This window comes from Massilia sp. PWRC2, from assembly GCF_049896725.1.
GTDB lineage: Bacteria > Pseudomonadota > Gammaproteobacteria > Burkholderiales > Burkholderiaceae_D > JAFCUW01.
Map to the genome: position 1 here is coordinate 280,678 of NZ_JAFCUW010000005.1, position 20,686 is coordinate 301,363.

18 protein-coding genes are annotated in these 20,686 nt (G+C 65.8%); 12 read left to right on the forward strand and 6 right to left on the reverse strand.

Annotation, left to right across the window (positions count from 1 at the left end):
- Positions 1-2 precede the first annotated feature (2 nt).
- Positions 3-3,200 carry an efflux RND transporter permease subunit gene (locus tag ACP7BZ_RS12530; protein WP_426113561.1) on the forward strand — a complete coding sequence of 1,066 codons (3,198 nt, stop codon included), beginning with the start codon at positions 3-5 and terminating at the stop codon, positions 3,198-3,200.
- Positions 3,201-4,613, forward strand: a complete 1,413-nt coding sequence (locus ACP7BZ_RS12535) for an efflux transporter outer membrane subunit (protein WP_426113563.1) — start codon at positions 3,201-3,203, stop codon at positions 4,611-4,613.
- A 157-nt stretch (positions 4,614-4,770) separates the two neighbouring features.
- Here the strand turns inward: ACP7BZ_RS12535 and ACP7BZ_RS12540 are convergent, their stop codons facing one another.
- Entirely contained in the window at positions 4,771-5,082 is a 312-nt protein-coding gene (locus ACP7BZ_RS12540) for a hypothetical protein (protein WP_426113565.1), read from the reverse strand.
- Between the two features lie 180 nt (positions 5,083-5,262).
- Between ACP7BZ_RS12540 and ligD the strand changes: the two genes are divergently transcribed.
- Entirely contained in the window at positions 5,263-7,806 is a 2,544-nt protein-coding gene (gene ligD, locus ACP7BZ_RS12545; protein ID WP_426113567.1) for a DNA ligase D, read from the forward strand.
- Here the strand turns inward: ligD and ACP7BZ_RS12550 are convergent.
- The 3 genes from ACP7BZ_RS12550 to ACP7BZ_RS12560 are packed head-to-tail and all read right to left on the reverse strand — an operon-like array spanning position 7,751 to position 10,041.
- Entirely contained in the window at positions 7,751-8,071 is a 321-nt protein-coding gene (locus tag ACP7BZ_RS12550; RefSeq protein WP_426113569.1) for a hypothetical protein, read from the reverse strand. The genes ligD and ACP7BZ_RS12550 overlap by 56 nt on opposite strands.
- A gap of 42 nt (positions 8,072-8,113) precedes the next feature.
- Positions 8,114-9,031 (reverse strand): Ku protein, encoded by a 918-nt coding sequence (locus tag ACP7BZ_RS12555; RefSeq protein ID WP_426113571.1) that lies wholly within the window; start codon positions 9,029-9,031, stop codon positions 8,114-8,116.
- 38 nt (positions 9,032-9,069) lie between these two features.
- The gene (locus ACP7BZ_RS12560; RefSeq protein WP_426113573.1) at positions 9,070-10,041 is read right to left on the reverse strand and encodes an SDR family oxidoreductase; all 972 of its coding nucleotides are present in this window, start codon (positions 10,039-10,041) and stop codon (positions 9,070-9,072) included.
- Between the two features lie 211 nt (positions 10,042-10,252).
- On the opposite strand from ACP7BZ_RS12560, the gene ACP7BZ_RS12565 reads away from it, so the two are divergent.
- The 9 genes from ACP7BZ_RS12565 to ureG all read left to right on the forward strand — a co-directional run bounded on the left by ACP7BZ_RS12565 (position 10,253) and on the right by ureG (position 18,668).
- Positions 10,253-11,719: a diguanylate cyclase gene (locus ACP7BZ_RS12565; protein ID WP_426113575.1), complete on the forward strand. Its 1,467-nt coding sequence runs from the start codon at positions 10,253-10,255 to the stop codon at positions 11,717-11,719.
- A gap of 10 nt (positions 11,720-11,729) precedes the next feature.
- The gene (locus ACP7BZ_RS12570) at positions 11,730-13,457 is read left to right on the forward strand and encodes a SulP family inorganic anion transporter (RefSeq protein ID WP_426113577.1); all 1,728 of its coding nucleotides are present in this window, start codon (positions 11,730-11,732) and stop codon (positions 13,455-13,457) included.
- A 153-nt stretch (positions 13,458-13,610) separates the two neighbouring features.
- A complete protein-coding gene (locus ACP7BZ_RS12575) occupies positions 13,611-14,468 on the forward strand; it encodes an urease accessory protein UreD (protein ID WP_426113579.1) in 858 nt (285 codons plus the stop codon).
- Positions 14,469-14,497: 29 nt separating this feature from the next.
- Positions 14,498-14,800 carry an urease subunit gamma gene (locus tag ACP7BZ_RS12580; protein WP_426113581.1) on the forward strand — a complete coding sequence of 101 codons (303 nt, stop codon included), beginning with the start codon at positions 14,498-14,500 and terminating at the stop codon, positions 14,798-14,800.
- 28 nt (positions 14,801-14,828) lie between these two features.
- Entirely contained in the window at positions 14,829-15,134 is a 306-nt protein-coding gene (locus tag ACP7BZ_RS12585) for an urease subunit beta (protein ID WP_426113728.1), read from the forward strand.
- Positions 15,134-16,834, forward strand: a complete 1,701-nt coding sequence (gene ureC, locus ACP7BZ_RS12590) for an urease subunit alpha (RefSeq protein ID WP_426113583.1) — start codon at positions 15,134-15,136, stop codon at positions 16,832-16,834. Before ACP7BZ_RS12585 ends, ureC begins: the two co-directional genes overlap by 1 nt.
- A gap of 12 nt (positions 16,835-16,846) precedes the next feature.
- Positions 16,847-17,359, forward strand: a complete 513-nt coding sequence (ureE, locus tag ACP7BZ_RS12595) for an urease accessory protein UreE (RefSeq protein WP_426113585.1) — start codon at positions 16,847-16,849, stop codon at positions 17,357-17,359.
- Entirely contained in the window at positions 17,356-18,021 is a 666-nt protein-coding gene (locus tag ACP7BZ_RS12600) for an urease accessory protein UreF (protein WP_426113587.1), read from the forward strand. Before ureE ends, ACP7BZ_RS12600 begins: the two co-directional genes overlap by 4 nt.
- A gap of 26 nt (positions 18,022-18,047) precedes the next feature.
- Positions 18,048-18,668, forward strand: a complete 621-nt coding sequence (gene ureG, locus ACP7BZ_RS12605; protein WP_426113589.1) for an urease accessory protein UreG — start codon at positions 18,048-18,050, stop codon at positions 18,666-18,668.
- Positions 18,669-18,672: 4 nt separating this feature from the next.
- On the opposite strand, the gene ACP7BZ_RS12610 is transcribed toward ureG, so the two are convergent.
- Entirely contained in the window at positions 18,673-19,278 is a 606-nt protein-coding gene (locus ACP7BZ_RS12610) for a 1-acyl-sn-glycerol-3-phosphate acyltransferase (protein ID WP_426113591.1), read from the reverse strand.
- Between the two features lie 142 nt (positions 19,279-19,420).
- Positions 19,421-20,623, reverse strand: coding sequence for a DUF1565 domain-containing protein (locus ACP7BZ_RS12615; RefSeq protein ID WP_426113593.1), 1,203 nt, complete (start codon positions 20,621-20,623; stop codon positions 19,421-19,423).
- Positions 20,624-20,686 lie beyond the last annotated feature (63 nt).

Sequence of the window (20,686 nt, forward strand, 5' to 3'; positions counted from 1 at the left end):
GCATGAATTTCTCCAAATTTTTCATCGACCGGCCGATTTTTGCCGCCGTCCTGTCGGTCATCATCTTCGTCGCCGGGCTGCTGTCGATTTTTGCCCTGCCGGTGTCCGAGTATCCGGACGTGGTGCCGCCATCGGTGGTGGTGCGCGCCCAGTACCCGGGCGCCAATCCGAAGGTGATCGCCGAAACCGTGGCGGCCCCGCTGGAAGAGCAGATCAACGGCACCGAGGGCATGCTGTACATGTCGTCGCAATCGACTTCCGACGGCGCGCTGGCGCTGACGGTGACGTTCAAGGTTGGCACGAATATCGAGCAGGCCGAAACGCAGATCCAGAACCGCATCGCGCGCGCGCTGCCACGCCTGCCCGAAGAGGTGCGCCAGATCGGCGTCACCGCCGTCAAGGCTTCGCCTAACCTGACCATGGTGGTCCACCTGGTGTCGCCGAATGGCCGCTATGACGACGTCTACCTGCGTAACTACGCGGTGTTGAATGTCAAGGACCAGCTCGCTCGCATCAACGGCATGGGCGACGTCCAGCTGTTCGGCGCGGGCGACTACGCCATGCGCGTCTGGCTCGATCCGCAAAAAGTGGCCGCACGCGGCATGACCGCCAACGATGTGGTCAACGCCATCCGCGAGCAGAACGTCCAGGTCGCCGCCGGCGTGGTGGGCGCTTCGCCCGCCAAGGACGCCGAGTTCCAGATGACCGTCAATACCCAGGGTCGCCTGTCGACCATCGAGGAATTCGGCGGCATCATCGTGCGCACCGGCAGCGAAGGGGCCATCACCCAGCTGAAAGACGTCGCCCGCATCGAACTCGGTTCGAACTCGTACGCCCTGCGCTCCCTGCTGAACAACAAGTCGGCCGCCGCCATCGTCATTTTCGAGGCTCCGGGTTCGAACGCGCTGCAGCTCTCCGCCGATGTGCGGGCCAAGATGGCCGAGCTGAAAAAAGACTTCCCCGAAGGCGTCGATTTCAGCGTGGTGTATGACCCCACCCAGTTCGTGCGCGAATCGATCCGCGCCGTCATCCACACCCTGCTCGAAGCGGTGGCGCTGGTGGTGCTGGTGGTGATCGTGTTCCTGCAAACCTGGCGCGCTTCCATCATCCCGCTGGTGGCAGTGCCGGTATCGATCATCGGTACCTTTGCGGTGATGCTCGGTTTCGGCTTTTCGATCAACACCCTGTCGCTGTTTGGACTGGTGCTGGCGATCGGTATCGTCGTCGATGACGCCATCGTGGTGGTGGAAAACGTCGAGCGCAATATCGAAGGCGGCCTGTCGCCGCGCGACGCCACCGTGCAGGCGATGAAGGAAGTCAGTGGCCCCATCATCGCCATCGCCCTGGTGCTGTGCGCGGTGTTCGTGCCGATCGCTTTTGTGTCCGGCCTGACCGGCCAGTTCTACCGCCAGTTTGCGCTGACCATTGCGATTTCGACGGTGATCTCGGCATTTAGTTCGCTCACGCTCTCGCCTGCGCTGGCCGCTGCCCTGCTGCGCCGCCACGACGCGCCGAAAGACGCCCTCACACGCGGCATGGACAAGCTGTTTGGCGGCTTCTTCGGCTGGTTCAACCGCTTTTTCGGCCGCACTTCGATCAAGTATGAGCGTGGCGTCAATGGTGTCCTCAAGCGCAAGACGCTGTCGGTGGCGGTGTACCTGCTGCTGGGCGTGGGCGCCGTCTTCATGTTCAAGGCAGTGCCGGCCGGCTTTGTGCCCGCCCAGGACAAGCAGTACCTGATCGGCTTTGCCCAGCTGCCCGACGCCGCCACCATCAGCCGCACCGACAAGGTGATTCGCCAAATGTCGGAGATCGCCGCCAAGGTGCCCGGCGTCGATTCGTCGATCGCTTTCCCCGGCCTGTCGATCAATGGCTTTACCAATGCGCCCAATGCCGGCGTGGTGTTCTACTCGCTCAAACCATTCGAGGAGCGCACCGGCAAGGGCATGGACGGGCCGTCGATTGCCGCTGAAATCAACAAGCGCCTGGGCGGCATCCAGGACGCTTTCATCATGGTGGTGCCTCCACCACCGGTCAACGGCCTCGGTACCACCGGCGGCTTCAAGATGATGGTGGAAGACCGCGGCAACGTCGGCAACGATGAAATGTACAAGGCGATCCAGGCACTGCAAGGCAAGGCGTGGATGGACAAGAGCCTGGCCGGGGTCTACTCGAGCTTCCAGATCAATGTGCCGCAACTGTTCGCCGATGTCGACCGCACCAAGGCCAAGCAGCTTGGCGTGCCACTGTCGACCATCTACCAGACCTTGCAGATCAACCTCGGTTCGCTGTACGTCAACGACTTTAACCAGTTCGGCCGCACCTACCAGGTACGGGTACAGGCCGATGCGGCGTTTCGCTCCAAGCCGGAAGACATCGCCCAGTTAAAGGTCCGTAGTGACAAGGGTGAGATGATCCCGCTGTCGTCGCTGATGCGCGTGAAAGACAGTTATGGTCCGGACCGCGTGCAGCGCTACAACGCCTATGTGTCGGCTGACATCAATGGCGGCGCCGCGCCCGGCGTGTCGTCCGGCCAGGCGCAGGCGGCGATGGCAAAAATCGCCCGCGACGTGCTGCCCAAGGGGATCAGCTTCGAGTGGACCGAACTGACCTACCAGGATATTTTGTCCGGTAACACCATGGTCTACGTGTTCCCCCTGTGCGTGCTGCTGGTGTTCCTGGTGCTGGCGGCCCAGTACGAAAGCTGGACCCTGCCGCTGGCGGTGATCCTGATCGTGCCGATGTCGATCCTGTGCGCGCTGGTCGGTGTCAAGCTGACGGGCGGTGATAACAATATCTTTACCCAGATCGCCCTGTTCGTGCTGGTCGGGCTGGCGTCGAAAAACGCCATCCTGATCGTCGAATTTGCCCGCGAACTGGAAGACCATGGCCGCAGCGTGGTCGCCGCCGCCCTGGAAGCGTGTCACCAGCGTCTGCGGCCGATCCTGATGACCTCGATCGCCTTCATCATGGGCGTGCTGCCACTGGTGTTTTCGCACGGTGCTGGCGCCGAGATGCGTCACGCGATGGGGGTGGCGGTGTTTGCCGGCATGCTGGGGGTGACCTTCTTCGGCCTGTTCCTCACGCCGGTGTTTTATGTCTTGCTGCGCACCCTTGCGAAGCGTTTTGAGAAGTCGCCCAAGGCGGCGCCGGCGCACGACATCGTGCCGCTGGCCCCGCGCATTGAAGGAGTGCTGTAAATGAAGCTCAAGTTAACCCTACTGGCACTGGCATTGGTGCTGGCCGGCTGCTCGACGACGCCGGCCCTGCAGGCGCCGATGGTGCCGATGCCGAGCGCCTTCAAGGAAGCGGCCACCCCGCTCACTGCCATCGATGGCAGCGCCTGGAAAGTGGCGCAGCCCGCTGAAAACGTCGAACGCGGCCAGTGGTGGCTGGCCTTTCATGACGCCACCCTGAACGACTTGATCGCCCAGGCCGGTGAAGCCAATGCCAGTCTGGCAGTGGCCGCAGCGCGCGTCAAACAGGCGCGTGCCATCGCCGGTACCGCCAGCGCCGACCGCAGCGTGCAGGTCGGTGCGAATGTCAGCGGCCAGCGCGCCAAGAGCCAGACCATCGCCGCGGCCACCACCTATCAGGGGCAGCTGACGGCCAGCTACGAGGTCGACCTGTTCGGCCGCGTCAGTGCCAATGTCAGCGCGGCGCAGGCCGACAGCCAGGCGCAGGAAGCGACCTACCGTTCGGTGCTGCTGTCGCTGCAGGCCGACGTCGCCCAGACCTACTATCGCCTGCGCTCGCTTGACGCCGAACTGGCCACGCTGGCGCGTGCCAGCGATTTGCGCGTGCAAAGCGTGACGATCAACCAGAGCCGCTTCGACCATGGCGACATCGGCGAATTCGACCTGGTGCGTGCCAAGACCGAACTGGCCGCGGCCCGCGCCGAAGAAATCGGCTTGCAGCGCCAGCGCGTCAACCTCGAGCATGCGCTGGCGGTGTTGCTGGGCAAACCGGTGGCGGCCTTCAGCGCCGTTGTCAATCCGCTGTTCGATGCCAGCGCCCTGCCGCTGATTCCGGCCGGTCTGCCGTCGCAGCTGCTCGAGCGCCGGCCGGATGTGACCGCCGCCCAGCGCGCCATGGTGGCATCGAACGCGCGCATCGGCGTGGCCCGTTCGGCCATGTTCCCGGCGCTGGGTTTGTCGGCCGCCGGTGGCGGCGAGTCGGTGGCGTTGTCGAATGTGCTCAAGCTGAGCGGCCAGTCATGGTTGCTGGGGGCCTTGCTGTCGATGCCGGTCATCGATGGCGGCCGCAATAAAGCCAATATCGCCCGCAGCGAAGCGGTGCTGGAAGAATCGGTGGCGGCGTACCGGCAAAACGTGCTGGTGGCGTTTGCCGAGGTCGAGGATAACCTGGCCGGCCTGCGCATCCTCGCCAGCCAGGCCGAACAGGTTGACGCCGGCGTGGTGTATGCGCGCCGTTCGGCCGAGCTGGCACAAAAGCTGTACCAGGCGGGCCGCTCGAGCTACCTCGATCTGCTCGACGCCCAGCGCAATCTGGCCTCGGCCGAGCGCAATGCGGCGCAGCTGCGTGGCAACCAGGCCATCACCACGGTGGCGCTGGTGCGCGCGCTCGGTGGTGGCTGGGGTAAGGTGGAGTAAAAAAGCCAGCAAAAAAAGCCCGGCGCACAGGCGCCGGGCGGCTTGAAGCAACGATGTAGCAACGGTTTATATCAAATTTTGCCCTTGCGGCATCGCACTCATGGAGCGCGATGCCGTTTTTTTTCGCCTGCTTATTTTGCCAATTTACTTGGCCGGTTTATTTTGCCACTGCGGGGGTAGCGTTCTTGTCGGCGGTCGCTGCTGCCTTGTCGGCTTTCGCTTCAGCTTTGGCCTTGGCGACTTTCTTGTGGGCTTTGGCTTTGGTCTTGGCAGCGTCAGCGTGTGCAACGGCTTTGTCAGCGCTGGCATCGGCGGCGACTTTTTCCACTTTTTCGTCAGCCTTGGCGACGGCTTTTTGCTCTTTGGCCTGGGCGGTGGTGACCTTGGCGGCCGGGGCTGTGGCCGGGGTCTGGGCGAACGCAGCGGTGGCAAACAGGGAAGCGATGACGGTGGCGATCAGTTTGTTCATGGTAGTTCCTTCTGTAGTGGTTGTCGCTGCGGCTAGTTCCGCAGTCCTGAGCATAGAACGCGGTGGCGGCGTGGGCCGATGACGTCAATTACATTCCCTTACAAAGGTTCGCCAGCGAACGGTCGGCGCGTTGAGCCGGCACTACGATGGTTGTTCACCATTGACGATGCCCACCAAGCCATGACCGACGCCCTCGCACAGTACAAGGCAAAACGCAATTTTTCGCTGACCAGCGAACCGGCCGCTACCCATGCCGATCGCGCCGACGGCGCGCCGCTGGCCTTTGTCATCCAGAAGCACTGGGCCAGCCACCTCCATTATGACTTGCGGCTGGAACTCGATGGCACCCTGAAAAGCTGGGCGGTGCCGAAGGGGCCCAGCTATGACAGCCACGACAAGCGCATGGCGGTGCAGGTGGAAGACCATCCGCTGGCGTATGCCAGCTTCGAAGGCCGCATTGCCGCCCACCAGTATGGCGCTGGCGAGGTGATCATCTGGGACCGGGGCCGCTGGACCCCGCTGGGCGATCCCCGTGCGGGCCTGGCGACGGGCAACCTGAAATTCGAACTGCACGGCCACAAAATGCAGGGCAAATGGGCGCTGATTCGCATGAAGGGCAAGGATGAGCACAAGCCGGTGTGGCTGCTGATGAAGGAAAAAGACGAATTCGTGCGGCCGGCAGCCGCGTATTCGGTGGTTGACGCACTGCCTGACAGCGTGGCCAGCCTGCCTGTCGCTGCCGCTGCCACGGACGCCGCCCAAGCGGCCAGCGCGCCGCCGGCCGGCGCCGTCGAGTCCAGCCTGCCCGCGCACTGCAAGCCGCAGCTGGCCACCCTGGTCGAACAGGCGCCGGCCAATGGCGCCGACTGGGTGTTTGAAATCAAGTTCGATGGCTACCGCATGCTTGCGCGGGTGGAAGGGGGCAGCATCAAATTAATCACCCGCAATGGCAACGACTGGACGGACAGGATGCCCGCCTTGCGCGCCGAACTGGCGCGCATGCAGTTGCCCGATGGTTGGTACGACGGCGAAATCGTCGTCCATGATGCGCACGGCAAGCCCGATTTTGGCTTGTTGCAGGCCGCCTTCGATGGCAGCGGCAGCGCCCGACTGCTGTATGTTCTGTTCGATGTGCCGTATTTGCACGGCCACGATTTGCGTGCCTGCACGCTGGTGCAGCGGCGCGCGGCGCTGCACAATGTGCTCGACCATCTGCCATCGGCGGTGGTGCGCTTTAGCGAAGAATTCGGCAACGATCCGCAGGCGCTGCTGGCCGCCGCCTGTCGCCTCGGCCTCGAAGGGGTGATCGGCAAGCGCCGCGACGGGCCGTATGTGCAGCGGCGCTCGGCCGACTGGATCAAGCTCAAGTGCGGCAAGCGGCAGCAATTCGTCATTGGCGGCTACACCGATCCGCACGGCGCGCGCGTGGGCCTGGGCGCTTTGCTGCTCGGCACCTATGACGCAGACGGGGTGCTGCAGTATGCGGGCAATGTGGGCAGCGGTTTTAGTAGGGCGCTGCTCACACAGCTCAAGGACAAGCTGGCTGCCTGGGCGACGGCAGACAGTCCGTTTCCAGCGGGGGCAGTGGCCGGACGGCAGCCCCACTGGGTCAAGCCGATCCTGGTGTGCGAGGTCAGCTTTGCCGAATGGACCAGTGGCGGCGCCGTGCGGCACGCGGTGTTTCACGGACTGCGTGAAGCCAAACCGGCGACGGCGCTTGTGCGCGAGAAGGCGCAGCCAGTGGAGAACGGGGTGAGCAATAAGGCGAGCAAGAAGGTGAATCGCAAAGTCAGCAGCAAGGTACCGACGACCGCCACGACCCTGCCCGCGGGACTGGTCATCAGCCACGCCGAGCGCGTCATCGACGCGCAGTCGGGCGCCACCAAGGGCGAACTGCTTGACTATTACGCCCAGGTGGGCAAACTGATGATGGCGCAACTGCGGCAGCGCCCCGTCGCGCTGGTGCGGGCGCCGGCCGGCGTCGGCGGCGCACTGTTTTTTCAAAAGCACGCCGATGTCGCCAGGCTGCCAGGCGTGCGGCAGTTGCCGCAGGAATTAGATCCCGACCATCCACCGATGCTGGAAATTGCCGAAGCGGGCGGCCTGCTGGCGGCGGCGCAGTGGAATGTGGTCGAATTTCACAGCCAAAACGCGCTCGCTGTCCACTACGACACGCCCGATCGCATGGTGTTCGACCTCGATCCCGGCGCCGGCGTCGCCTGGCCGACCATGCAAGAGGCCGGCCAATTGATCAAGGCTTTCCTCGAGCAGCTGGGCTTGACCGCGTTCGTCAAAACCAGCGGCGGCAAGGGCTTGCACGTGGTGGTGCCGCTGCGTCCCCATGCCGGCTGGGACGACATCAAACATTTCAGCCGACAGATTGTGCAGCACATGGCGCAGACCCTGCCCCAGCGCTTCGCCCTGAAAAGCGGGCCGGACAACCGGGTTGGCAAGATTTTTATCGATTACCTGCGCAATGGCCGCGGTGCCACCACGGCGGCGGCCTGGTCGCTGCGCACGCGGCCGGGGCTGGGCGTTTCCGTACCGATCGGCTGGGATGAGCTGGCGCAGGTGAGGGCCGGCGACCAGTGGAACATCCGCAACGTGCAGGCGCGTCTCGTAACCGGCAATGCGCCGTGGGCGGACTACGGCCGCAGTGCTTGTACCGTCAAACGGCTGACGGCGGCGATGGCGCAACTGGGATTGAAGGCGGCCCGCCAGTAGGTGGGACCGGCGCGGCAGCAGTGCTTGCCTGACCCTGTCCGCTCTTGCGGATGCCGCGCAGATTGGTCAGGAACAGGCCGGCCTGCAGGGCGATCAGGGCCCAGGCGCCGTCGTGCAAGCCCCAGCTGATCCACAACACATTGCTGACGACGAAGGCAGCAAAGCCGCCGATGCGGCGGCCCTGGTGGTTCGAGCCGACCAGGAAGGCGGCCAACAGCGTCACCGCCATGGCCGGCCATTGCAGCAGGTCGATCCAGTCAGCCATGGGCAAGGATGATGGTCTGCAAGTATGACGATCTGCCGCCGATCATGCCGCAACCTTGCGCCGGCTGGCTGGCCTGGCCGGGCTTTTTTTCGCTGGCGCCGGCGCGGCGCTGTTTGGCAGCGCCGCTGTGGTCGGCGCGCGCGTGCGCACCGCCTTGGCGGCCGGCCGTTTGCCCAGGCTCTGCTGCAACAAGGCGACCAGGTCCACCACCTTGCCGGACGGCGCCGCCGGCGCTGAGGTGTCTGCTGCGGTGATGGTCCGGGTTTGCTTGGCCTTGATTTTTTTCTGCACCAGCGCCAGTACATCCTCGCGGTAACTGTCGTGGTAATGCGCCGGCTGCCAGGCTTCGCTCATGCCCTCGACCAGCGCCATGGCCATCTTGACTTCCTTGTCCGTCAGCGCCGCTTTTTTGGACCCTGCGGCCGGCAGTGCGAGCGCGTCGGTGGCGCCGATTTCGTCGGCGTAGCGCAGGGTTTGCAGGACGATGGCGTCGTCGATGCACAGCAGGGCGGCCAGATGCTGCTTGACGCGGAGGACGACGGTGGCGATGGCGATCTTGCCGGTCTGGCGCAGCGTTGCGCGCAGCAGCGCATAGACCTTGTCGCCGCCCTTGCCGGGCACCAGGTAATACGGCGTGCCGTAATACAGCAGCGGTACCGCGCCGCCATCGACAAAGGCGTGGATGTCGATGGCCCCGGTTTTTTCCGGATTGGCTGCGCGCAAGTCTTCGTCCGACAGCACCACGTAGCTGCCATCGCTCACTTCATAGCCTTTGACGATATCGCCCCAGGCCACTTCCTTGTTGGTGCTCTTGTTGTAGCGCTTGAAACCGACCGGCGAAAAATCGCGCCGGTCGAGCATGGTCAGGTCGAGTGCATGTGCCGACGTCGCCGCCACTATTTCCACGGGAATATGTACCAGGCCGAAACTGATGGCCCCCTTCCACAGACTTCTGGCCATCGCCACTCCTTCGCTTGGGTTGTATGCGCTTTATTTATTCACTCGCCGACCGAACCCGTCACCGGCAACACCACCCCGGTGATATAGCTCGAGCACACCGACGAGGCCAGAAACACGTATGCGGGCGACAGTTCTTCCGGCTGCGCCGGGCGCCGGTACGAAGTGGCAGCGCCGAACTGGGCGATGTCTTCGGCGCTCTGGTCGGCCGGATTGAGCGGGGTCCACACGGGACCGGGGGCGACCGCATTGACGCGGATACCCTGGTCGAGCAGGTTCGCGGCCAGCGCCATGGTGAAGCCGTGGATGGCGCCCTTGGTGGTGGAATAGTCGAGCAGGTGCTTGGCGCCTTTGAGGCCGGTGACCGAGCCGGTATTGACGATGGCGGCGCCGCGCTTGAGATAGGGCAGGGCGGCCTTGGCCATGTGAAAGTAACCGTAGACATTGGTGCGCATGGTTTCATCGAAGCGCTCTTCGGTGAGATCGAGCAGCGAGCTGGCATGTTCCTGGAAGGCGGCGTTATTGACCAGCACGTCCAGACGGCCAAAGGTGGCCACCACGTTGTCTACCGCCTGCTGGCAAAACGCCATGTCCTTGACATCGCCGGCGATGGTGATACAGCGGCGCCCCTCTGCTTCAATGCACCGCCCGGTCTCGTGGGCGTCTTCGTGCTCGTTCAAGTACAACACGGCGACATCGGCCCCTTCGCGGGCAAACAGCACGGCAACGGCGCGGCCGATACCGGAGTCGGCCCCGGTGACAATCGCCACCTGGCCCTGCAGCTTGCCGCTGCCCTTGTAGTGCTCGGCCATGAAGCGGGGTTTGAGCGTCATCTGCGCTTCCAGGCCCGGTTTGCTCAGGTGCTGCGCTGGCAGCGGCAGGCCGGGCTGATCGACCGGCCCCGTTTGCACGGCGCCGTGCGGCGCGCTGGCGGCGGCTGCGGCGGCGTCACGCTGGTCTTGCCGGCTCTGGATGGCTTTTTGCGTCTCAGCGACATTGTCTTCAATTGCCATGGTGCGGTTTCTCCTGAATGGTTGACATGCTCGATGACTTGCAGTATCTGGTGGCCTTGGCCTTCATTCGGTGCGCGTTCACACATAAGCGCGCAGTGAAGCGGCCAAGCCGCGTTCTGCTGCATGGTATCTGCCTGAGGTTTATGGCAAACTACGGCACGCGCATGGGCCGTCGCCATGCGCCGCCCATCGAATCACTCCAGGAGAACGTATGTCGGACCCGGGCGCTACCCGCCCCACCAGCGTGGGGCTGTTTCTCAACCCGGTGCCCGCGCGCCGCGTGCAGTTTCAGGCCGACAGTGGCAGCCAGTTCGGTCACCTGTTCGTCGCTGCCGACGCCGACGAAGCGCGCCGCCTGCTGGCACAACAGGCGGTCGATCTGTTGATCGTCGATCTGCAGCGCTTTGACCGCGCTATCGATCTGGCCTGCCTCGGTGAGCTGGTGCGCCAGCGCGGCGGCGGCGCGGTGCTGCTGTTGTGCTGCTGGGCGAGTGCCAGCTGGCTGACCGCATTGCGGCATTTCGGCCCCGTCGACTATCTGCTTGCGCCGGTCGAGAACGCGCTGCTCAATCGCCGTCTGGCGACCCTGTGCGCCGGTGCGCCGGCCGGCGACCACGACGCTGCCGAAGCGGCCGGCCTGCGCCAGCTGCTGGCCGTGCGCAGCAGCTTGCTGCAGGCGCTCAGCGCGATCGACGATCCCGCCGAGCTGGCCCCCGCGGTGTGCGCGGCGCTGCTGTGCATACCCGGGGTGGTGCACGTCGCCCTGTTCGAGGCGGGTGCACGCGGTGAACTGGCGCTGGCGGCGCAGTCGCCGTCGGCCACCATCGACCTGGCCCGCCTGCTGCAGAACGCCACGGCGCTGCTCGAGTCGCCCCTGCGCCCGGCCTTGCCGGCCTTGATGGCCGCCTGCGACGGCGAGCTCGCTTTGCTCGACGACCCCGCCCGCAGCGCCGATCCGGCGTTGCGCGACGCGCTGCGTGGCTGGAGCGTGGCGATGGCCGTGGGGGTGCCGCTGCCGGGCCGCGGACCGGGTGCACCGCTCGGTGCACTGAGCCTGCTGTTCGCGCCTGCCCAGCATTTTTCAAGCGACCAGCTGGCCACCTTCGAGGCGCTGGCGCGCGAAGTGAGCCTGGGCCTGCGACTGGCTGAACTGACGCGCGACGGCGAGCTGCTGCTGGCGCGCCTGACCGATCTGGCCACCACCGACGCCTTGACCGGCGTCGCCAACCGCCGTCGCGGCGAAGCGCTGCTCGAGCAGGAAATCAAGCGCGCGCGCCGCTATGGCACGGCGCTGGCGCTGCTGACGCTCGACATCGACCATTTCAAGGCCATCAACGACCGCTACGGCCACCCGGTCGGCGACGCTGCCTTGCGCATGCTGGCGCACACCGTGCGCAACGAGCTGCGTGCCAGCGACTGGCTGGCGCGCTCGGGCGGCGACGAATTCCAGATCGTCGCCACCCACACCAACGCCATCGACGGCCTCAAAATGGCCGAGAAAATCCGCCTGGCGGTGGGCGCGACGGTGTTCCCCGGCTGCGACCACCTGACGGTGAGCGTCGCCGTGGCCCAGGCCGGACCGGAAGAGGGCGCCGACGCCCTGATGGTGCGCGCTGCCGCCGCGCTGGCGCGCGCCAAGCGGGCCGGCCGCAATTGCGTCGAACTGGCGATGCAGTGAAGGCGCGCGCTTGAGCTGGCTGCTTGGCTGGGCACGGCCGTATCAACGGCGCCTGCTCGCCGGTGATGTCAGCGCCGGCATCATCGTCGCCATGATGATGGTGCCGCAGGCGATGGCCTACGCCATGGTGGCGGGACTGCCGCCGGTGGCCGGCCTGTACGCCAGCATCATCCCGCCCCTTTTATATGCGCTGTTCGGCACCAGCATGACGCAGTCGGTGGGGCCGATGGCGATCATCTCGCTGATGACAGCGGCCAGCCTGGCGCCGCTGGCGGTGCCTGGTTCGACCCTGTACGGCGTGCTGGCAGCGCAGCTGGCGCTGATGGCCGGCGCCGTGCTGCTGCTCAGCGGCTTGCTGCGGGTGGGTTTTCTGGCGAATTTTTTCTCGCGTCCGGTGATGAGTGGCTTCACGCTGGGCTCGGCCCTGCTGATCGCCTGGGGGCAGCTGCCGGCGCTGCTGGGCGCCAATGCGGCTGCCGCCAGCACCACGTATGGCGGCGTCAAGCTGCATCCGGCCAGCATGGTGTTGGGGATCGGCGCGGCGCTGCTGCTGTTATGGGCGCGGCGCGCGCTGGCAGGGCTGCTGCGCCGCGCCGGCCTGCCAGCGGGGGCCTGCGCCAGCCTGGCGCGGCTGGCGCCCATGCTGGTGGTGGTGGTCGGGGCGGCCCTGGTGGCGGCCGGCTTCGGCGCCGGCGTTACCACCATCGGCGCGGTCCCCTCGGGGCTGCCGTCGCTGAACCTGGCAACCGCATCGTCCTACTGGGGCGCGCTGCTGCAACCGGCGCTGCTGACGGCGTTCATGGTGTTCCTCATTTCGATGTCGTCGGCGCAGGCGCTGGCGCAGGCGCAGTCAGGCCGGGGTGTTGGCCACGGCGGTGGCGTCGCGCACAAGCCGCGCGCCAACCTGGAACTGGTGGGGCTGGGCGTGGCCAACCTGGGCAGCGCGCTGTCGGGTGGTTTTGCCGTCACCGGCAGCATGTCGCGCGGCGCCGTCAACCACGCCGCCGGTGCCAACACGCCGCTGGCGAGCATCATCAGCGCGCTGCTGCTCACGCTCACGCTGGTGCTGCCGCATGCCAGCGTGGCACTGGCGCTGGTGCCGATGCCGGTGCTGGCGGCGACCATCATGGTGGCGGTGCTGGGCATGCTTGAACTGGACACCTGGCGCGTGGCGCTGCGCTACGACCGCAGCGATGCCCTGGCGCTGGCCGGCACCGCCGGCGGCGTGCTGGTCGCGGGTGTCGAAGCGGGCGTCGTCATTGGCGTGCTGCTATCGATGGGCACCCTGATCTGGCGCGCCAGCCGGCCGCACATCGCGGTGCTGGGGCGGATCGCCGGCAGCGAGCATTTCAGGAACGTCGAGCGCTACCCCGGCGGCACCACGCCGGCGCTGCTGCTGCTGCGGGTCGACGCCTTTCTTTTCTTTGGCAATATCGACGCCGTCGCCGCCCGCATCGACGACGAAGTGGCGGCGCGCCCGGCCCTGCGCCACCTGGTGCTGGTGCTCTCGGCGGTCAATGCCATCGACACCTCGGCGCTGTTTGGCCTGGCGGACCTCAATGGCCAGCTGCGCGCGCGCGGCGTGCTGCTGCATCTGGCTGAAGTCAAGGGGCCGGTGATGGACCGCCTGAAGACGGCCGATCTGATGACTGCACTGAGTGGCCAGGTGTTTCTGAGCGCTGCCAATGCGTGGGATGCGCTGACGGCGCCGGCGCCGGCCTCCTCCTCCCCCTTGTAAGCATGGTGTGGCGCGCGCCAGGCAAGGGCGACTGGCAGCGCAGGGGGGGCTGTCCCACAGGTGCATCACTGACCGCCATTAGCACCAAGTCAGTGCGTTAACCGGCACCGCCACCGCGTCTGCGCTGGCACGCAACGTGCTAAATTGACTGTTATGCCAGAGTGTACATTGCCCCCTTGCGCCATCGCCCCCCGCCCCGCCGCGTGGCAGGCCAGCCTGCGCCTGCGCTTCGTCCGCGATGGCGGCGTCACCCGCCTGGTCGAGCGGCGCCACATGGGGCCCTTGCGCGTGCAAAAGGCGCTGTATCCGGAAGGCGCGGCCATCTGCCACGCCATCGTCGTCCACCCGCCCGGCGGCGTGGTCGGCGGCGACACCCTGGCCATCGATGTCGAGCTGGGCCCGGCTGCCCACGTGCTGCTGACCACCCCGGGTGCCGGCAAGTGGTACCGCGCCAACGGCAGGATCTCGCGCCAGACGGTGCAGCTGCGCGCGGGTGCCGGCGCCGCCGTCGAGTGGCTGCCGCAGGACACCATTTTTTTCAACGACGCCACCGTTCACCTCGAACATCACGTCGAGCTGGCCGAGGGTGCGCGCTACATCGGCGCCGAGCTGCTGTGCTTTGGCCGGCGCGCGTCTGGCGAGACCTTCAGCACCGGCGTGGTGCGTCAGCGCACCGAGATTCGCAGCGGCGGCAAGCTGGTATGGTGGGAGCAGGGCGCCATCGACGCCAGCGACCCCGCCGCCACCATGCACAGCCCGATTGGCCTGGGCGGCGCCAGCGTCTGCGCCACCCTGATCGGCGTCGGTGCGCCGCTGCCGGCGGCGCTGCTGGCGCAGATCCGCGCGCTCGATGGACGCCTCGCTGCCAGCCAGGTCAAGACGGTGTTCGTCGCCCGCCTGCTCGGTGACGACAGCGAGTCTGCGCGACGCATCATGACGGCGGCCTGGCAGCTCTTGCGGCCGCACCTGCTGGGCTGCGCGGCGCCGCTGCCGCGCATCTGGCAGACCTGATTGATTTGATCTTTATTATTGGACCGCCCATGGACCTGACTCCCCGCGAAAAAGACAAGCTGCTCATTTTTACCGCCGGCCTGCTGGCCGAGCGCCGCCTCGCGCGCGGCCTGAAACTGAACTATCCCGAAGCGGTGGCCCTGATCAGTGCCGCCATCATGGAAGGGGCGCGCGACGGCAAGAGCGTGGCCCAGCTGATGGCCGACGGCGCCACCATCCTCACGCGCGCGCAGGTCATGGACGGCATCGCCGAGATGATCCCGGATATCCAGGTCGAGGCCACGTTCCCCGATGGCAGCAAGCTGGTCACCGTGCACCACCCGATCCCCTGAAAGGTCCCTGATGACTTCATCTGATGCCATGATCCCCGGCCAGTACCTGTTCGAAGCGGGTGACATCGAACTCAATGCCGGTCGCGCCAGCGTCAGCGTGGTGGTGGCCAACAGCGGCGACCGGCCGATCCAGGTCGGCTCGCATTTCCATTTTTTCGAGGTCAACGCGGCCCTGCTGTTCGATCGTGCAGCCGCCCGCGGCATGCGCTTGAACATCGCCGCCGGCACCGCCGTGCGCTTCGAGCCGGGCCAGCAGCGCACCGTCGAACTGCTGGCACTGGCCGGCGCCCGCAAGGTGTACGGTTTTAACGCGCTCGTGATGGGGGATCTGTAATGGCCCGCATCAGCCGCGCGGCCTACGCCGAGATGTACGGCCCCACCGTCGGTGACCGCATCCGCCTGGCCGACACTGAACTGTTCATCGAGATCGAACGCGATTACGCCACCTATGGCGAAGAAGTCAAATTCGGTGGCGGCAAGACCATCCGCGATGGCATGGGCCAGTCGCAGCGCGTGCACGCCGACGTCATGGACACCGTCATCACGAATGCCGTCATCATCGACCACTGGGGCATCGTCAAGGCCGACATCGGCCTGAAAAACGGCCTGATCGCCGCCATCGGCAAGGCCGGTAACCCCGACATCCAGCCGGATGTGACGATGGCCATTGGCGGCGCCACCGAGATCATCGCCGGTGAAGGATCGATCGTCACCGCCGGCGGCGTCGACACCCACATCCATTTCATTTGTCCGCAGCAGATCGAAGAAGCCTTGATGAGCGGCGTAACCACCATGATCGGCGGCGGTACCGGGCCGGCGGTGGGCACGGCGGCCACTACCTGCACACCGGGACCGTGGCATCTGCATGCCATGCTGGCGGCGGCCGACGCCTTCCCGATGAACCTGGGCTTTCTGGGCAAGGGCAATGTCAGCCTGCCGCAACCCCTGGTCGAACAGGTGCTGGCGGGCGCGATTGGCCTGAAACTGCATGAGGACTGGGGCAGCACGCCGGCCGCCATCGATAACTGCCTGGCGGTGGCCGAGGCGATGGATGTGCAGGTGGCGATCCATTCCGACACCCTCAACGAAGCGGGTTTTCTGGAGAACACCCTGGCCGCCTTCAAGGGCCGCACCATCCACACCTTTCACACCGAAGGCGCCGGCGGTGGCCATGCGCCCGACATCATCGCCGCCGTCGGCCAGTCGAATGTGCTGCCGTCGTCGACCAATCCGACCCGGCCGTTCACCGTCAACACGCTCGACGAGCACCTCGACATGCTGATGGTGTGCCACCACCTCGACCCGGCGATTGCCGAAGATGTGGCGTTCGCCGAATCGCGCATCCGCCGCGAAACCATCGCCGCCGAAGACATCCTGCACGACATGGGCGCCATCTCGATGATGTCGTCCGACTCGCAGGCCATGGGCAGGGTCGGTGAGACCATCATGCGTACCTGGCAGAGCGCCCATAAAATGAAGCTGCAGCGCGGCGCGCTGGCGCCCGATGGCGAGCGCAATGACAATTTTCGGGTCAAACGGTATATCGCCAAGTACACCATCAACCCTGCCATCACCCACGGCATCGCGCACGTGGTCGGCTCCATCGAGGTGGGCAAGATCGCCGACCTGGTGCTGTGGAAGCCGGCCTTTTTTGGCGTCAAGCCGTCGCTGATCGTCAAGGGCGGCATGATCGCCGCCGCCCAGATGGGCGACCCCAATGCCTCGATTCCCACGCCGCAGCCGGTACACTACCGCCTGATGTTCGGCGCCTATGCTGGCGGCCTGAAAAAGTCGTTCACCTTTGTGTCGCAGGCAGCCTTCGATGCCGGCATCGGCGAGCAGCTGGGGCTGAGCAAAACCGTCATTGCGGTCCACTCGACACGCGGCCTGAGCAAGGCCGACATGATCCACAACAGCGCCACCCCGCACATGCAGGTCGATCCGGAAACCTATGAAGTACGCGCCGATGGCGAGCTGCTGGTGTGCGAAGCGGCGGCCGTGCTGCCGATGGCCCAACGTTATTTTCTGTTTTAGGATGCGCCACCGATGCTGACCTTTCACAGCAAGATCAAGAGCGCTGCGGCGCTCTACGGCACGCTCGTTCTGCCCTACGACCAGCGCGAAAAATGCCGCCTGCGCGCGCGCCTCGAATCGGGCGAAGAAGTGGCCATTTTTACCGTGCGCGGCACGCTGCTGCGCGATGGCGACCTGCTCACCGGTGAGCACGGCCAGGTGGTGCAGGTGCTGGCGGCGCTCGAGCCGACTTACGCCGTCCATTGCGACAGCGAGCACGCGCTGGTGCGCTGCGCTTACCACCTGGGCAATCGCCACACCCAGGTGGCGATCAGCGCCGGCGTGCTGCGCATGCGGGTCGATCCCGTGCTCAAGGAAATGGTCGAGGGCCTCGGCGCGCGCGTGCTGGCCGAGCGCGCCGTATTCGAGCCGGAGGCGGGGGCCTACGCCGGCGCACATGCGGGCGCTGGCCACAGTCACGCCAGCGACCTGCTGGCGCCAGTACCGCTGCGCCAGCGCATCCACCGCCCGGGCGACCCCGCTTGAACGCTGCGGCCCTGCTGCATTTGCTGCAGTTTGCCAGCCCGGCGCTGCCGATCGGCGGGTACAGCTATTCGCAGGGATTGGAAACGGCCATCGAGCGCGGCCTGGTGGTCGACGCGGCCAGTGCGCGTGCCTGGATTGCCGCTTACCTGGCGCTGGTGATGGCGCGCTGGGATGGGCCGCTGCTGTGGCGCCTGATGCGCGCGTTTGCAGCCGGCGACATGGCCACGGTGGCCTTGTGGAGTGAACGTTTTATCGCCTCGCGCGACTGCGCCGAACTGCGCGCCGAAACAATCCAGATGGGTTATTCGCTGACCCGGCTGCTCGACGAACTGGCGCTGGGCGCGGTGGCGCGGCTCGGGGCCGAAGTATCGCTGCCGACCGCCTTCGCCTGCGCCGTCGACGCCCTCGCCATCGATCACGGCGACGCCCTGGTCGCTTCGCTGTTTGCCTGGGCCGAAAACCAGGTGCTGGTGTGCGTCAAATCGGTGCCGCTGGGGCAGGTGGCCGGCCAGCGCCTGCTGCTGTCGCTGGCCCCCGACATCGAAGCGGCCGCCGCCGTCGCGCGCTCGTTGGCGGACGAAGAGATGTCGAACTGGGCGCCCGGTTTATCTATCCTGTCGATGCAACACGAAGTGCAGCACGGTCGGCTGTACCGATCTTGATCAACCATGTAGACGAAAGCACCATCATGACTTCCAATCCCCTGCGCGTCGGTATCGGCGGCCCGGTCGGCTCCGGCAAGACCGCCCTGTGCGAGATGCTGTGCAAGGCCATGCGCGATCAGTACGACATGGCCGTCATCACCAACGATATTTATACGCGCGAAGACATGGATATATTGCTGCGTGCCGGCGCGCTGCCGGCTGAGCGCCTGATGGGGGTGGAGACGGGCGGTTGCCCGCACACGGCGATCCGCGAAGACGCCTCCATCAACCTCGAAGCGATCGCCCGCATGCAGGCCGATTTTCCCCACCTCGACCTGATCTTGATCGAGTCGGGCGGCGACAACCTGGCCGCCACCTTCAGCCCGGAACTGTCTGACCTGACCCTGTACGTGATCGATGTGGCCGGCGGTGAAAAGATTCCGCGCAAGGGCGGACCGGGCATCACCCGCTCCGACCTGTTGATCATCAATAAGACCGATCTGGCGCCGCACGTGGGCGCCGACCTGGCGGTGATGGCGCGCGACGCCGCCGCCCAGCGCGGCGCGGGGCCGTTCATCTTCACCAATTTGCGCAGCGGTGAGGGGGTGGCGGCGGTGGTGGCGTTTATTCGCGAGCAGGGCTTGCTGGAGCTCGCTGCTACATGAGTGTTCAGCGCTGGCGCGGCGGCGCCAGCACGATCGGCGCCTCGCATGCGGGAAAGCGGCCATGGCGGCCCGCATAGGCGCGCGCGATGGCGGCCATGTCGGCGGCCTGGTCGCCAGTGAGCAGCAGGCTGTCGACCAGCCCCAGTTCCTTGTTGGGATAATCGATGTACACCAGCAGCAGCGGCACGCGGGCGGCGCGGGCCAAATGATAAAAGCCGCTGCGCCAGTGCGGCTTGTAGCCGCGCGTCGCTTCCGGGGTGATGGCGACCCAGCACCATGGCGCTGCCCGCATGGCGGCGGCCAGCCGTTCGGTGGCGCCGCTGCTGGTGGAACGCTCGACCGCCATGCCGCCCCAGTGGCGCATCAGCACCCCCAGCGGTCCCTTGAACAGGCTGTCCTTGCCCAGCCAGCGAAACGGCAGGCCGATCGCCCACTTGGTGAGCAGGCCGACGATAAAATCCCAGTTCGAGGTGTGCGGATAGACCACCAGCAGGCCGTGCGGCCCCGGCAGGGGCTTGAAGCGCACCTGCCAGCCGGCCAGGTGCAACAGGCGCAAGGCCGCGCGCTGGCGCCAGCCGGGCAGGGTCGCACTGAGCAGGTAATCGTTCATCGTCTCTCCCCCGCAAGCACGCGCACTGAGTGCAACCGGCGCCCGTGCTATGTGTTTCGGATATTGCAAATGGGAGCGTATTTTAACGATTCGACTTGTTGCACGCAAGAATGTTTGGCCCTGCCGATGCTGTGTTCAAGCGTTAATTTTGCGCCGCATGCTGAAGGGCGCCGATGTCGACCCCGCCAGCGCTGCTGCGGCGCACGCCGTTGAAATCGACCGGATGGGCATGCCTGAATTCACCTTTGCCGATGGCCGCCGAGGCCGCCGCCAGGCGCAGGTCGGGCATGCCCTGGCGGCGGTAGTCGATGAAGCCGGGGTCGGCCGTGACCGTGCCGACGTCGCGCATGCCTTTGGCCAGGCTCCAGTTGTCGCCCGTGTTACTGAACACCAGGTTGTTGCGGTACACATTGTTGTTGCCGGTCTGGCCCCGTTCGACGATGCCATCGACGTTGTCGTAGACGATGTTGTTGCTGACGTCAGTGAAATCGTTGATCCCAGGCTTGCCATAAAAATCGCCGCCACCGACCAGGATGCCCGTATGGGCGCCGGTGATCGTGTTGTTGAGCACGCGTACATGGTGGGCGTCGTGCCACAGGAAAATGCCGACATTGCCGCTGCGAAAAACGAGATTGTTGGCCACCAGCGCCGTGGTGTGAATGGCGATGCCCTGCGGCGACGGGCAATCGCTGTTGCCGATGTCATAGATTTTATTGCCGATGACTTCGCCTTCAACTCCCTTGAAATAGCTCTCGATGGTGATGCCGGCGCCTTCGCTGGCGGCACAGGGGGCGCCGTTGGCGAGGTGGTGGACCAGGTTGTGGCGCAGCGAATCGAAGGCGCCGGCGCTGTACAGTCCATTGTGCCAGCGCACGCCGCCCTGGTGGGCGCTGCCATCGATGTCAAAGCCGACGATGTCGACATAGCTGCCGCGGTTGTCCCAGGCGGTGGCGTTGACCGATTGCGGCGGCGGCACGATGCGGGCATGGCCGGGACGGCTGGCGATGTAATAGATGCGCTCGCTGGCGGTGCCGCTGGCGGTGGTCTTGAAACCCCCTGCATAATTACCCGGTGCGACGTGGATGGTGGTGCCGGGAAAGGCCACCTGGGCGGCCCGCTCGATGCTCAAAAACGGCGCCGACTGGCTGCCCAGATTGCTGTCCGAGCCATTGCTGGCGACGTACAGGTGGTAGGCAGTCGGTGGTGCCAGCGGCATCTCGGGCCCGGCCTGCGAGGCTGCGCCGGGGCTGCAGGCGGCCAGGGCGAACAGGGTCAGCGGAGTGAGCAGAGTCAGCAGAGTCAGCAGAGTCAGCAGGAAGCAGCGGCGGGGTGGAAGGGTGAGCATGGCAATTTTCCTGGTCAAGGGACGAACCGCCCAAGTTTGAACCAATCCAAACGCCGCGCATTG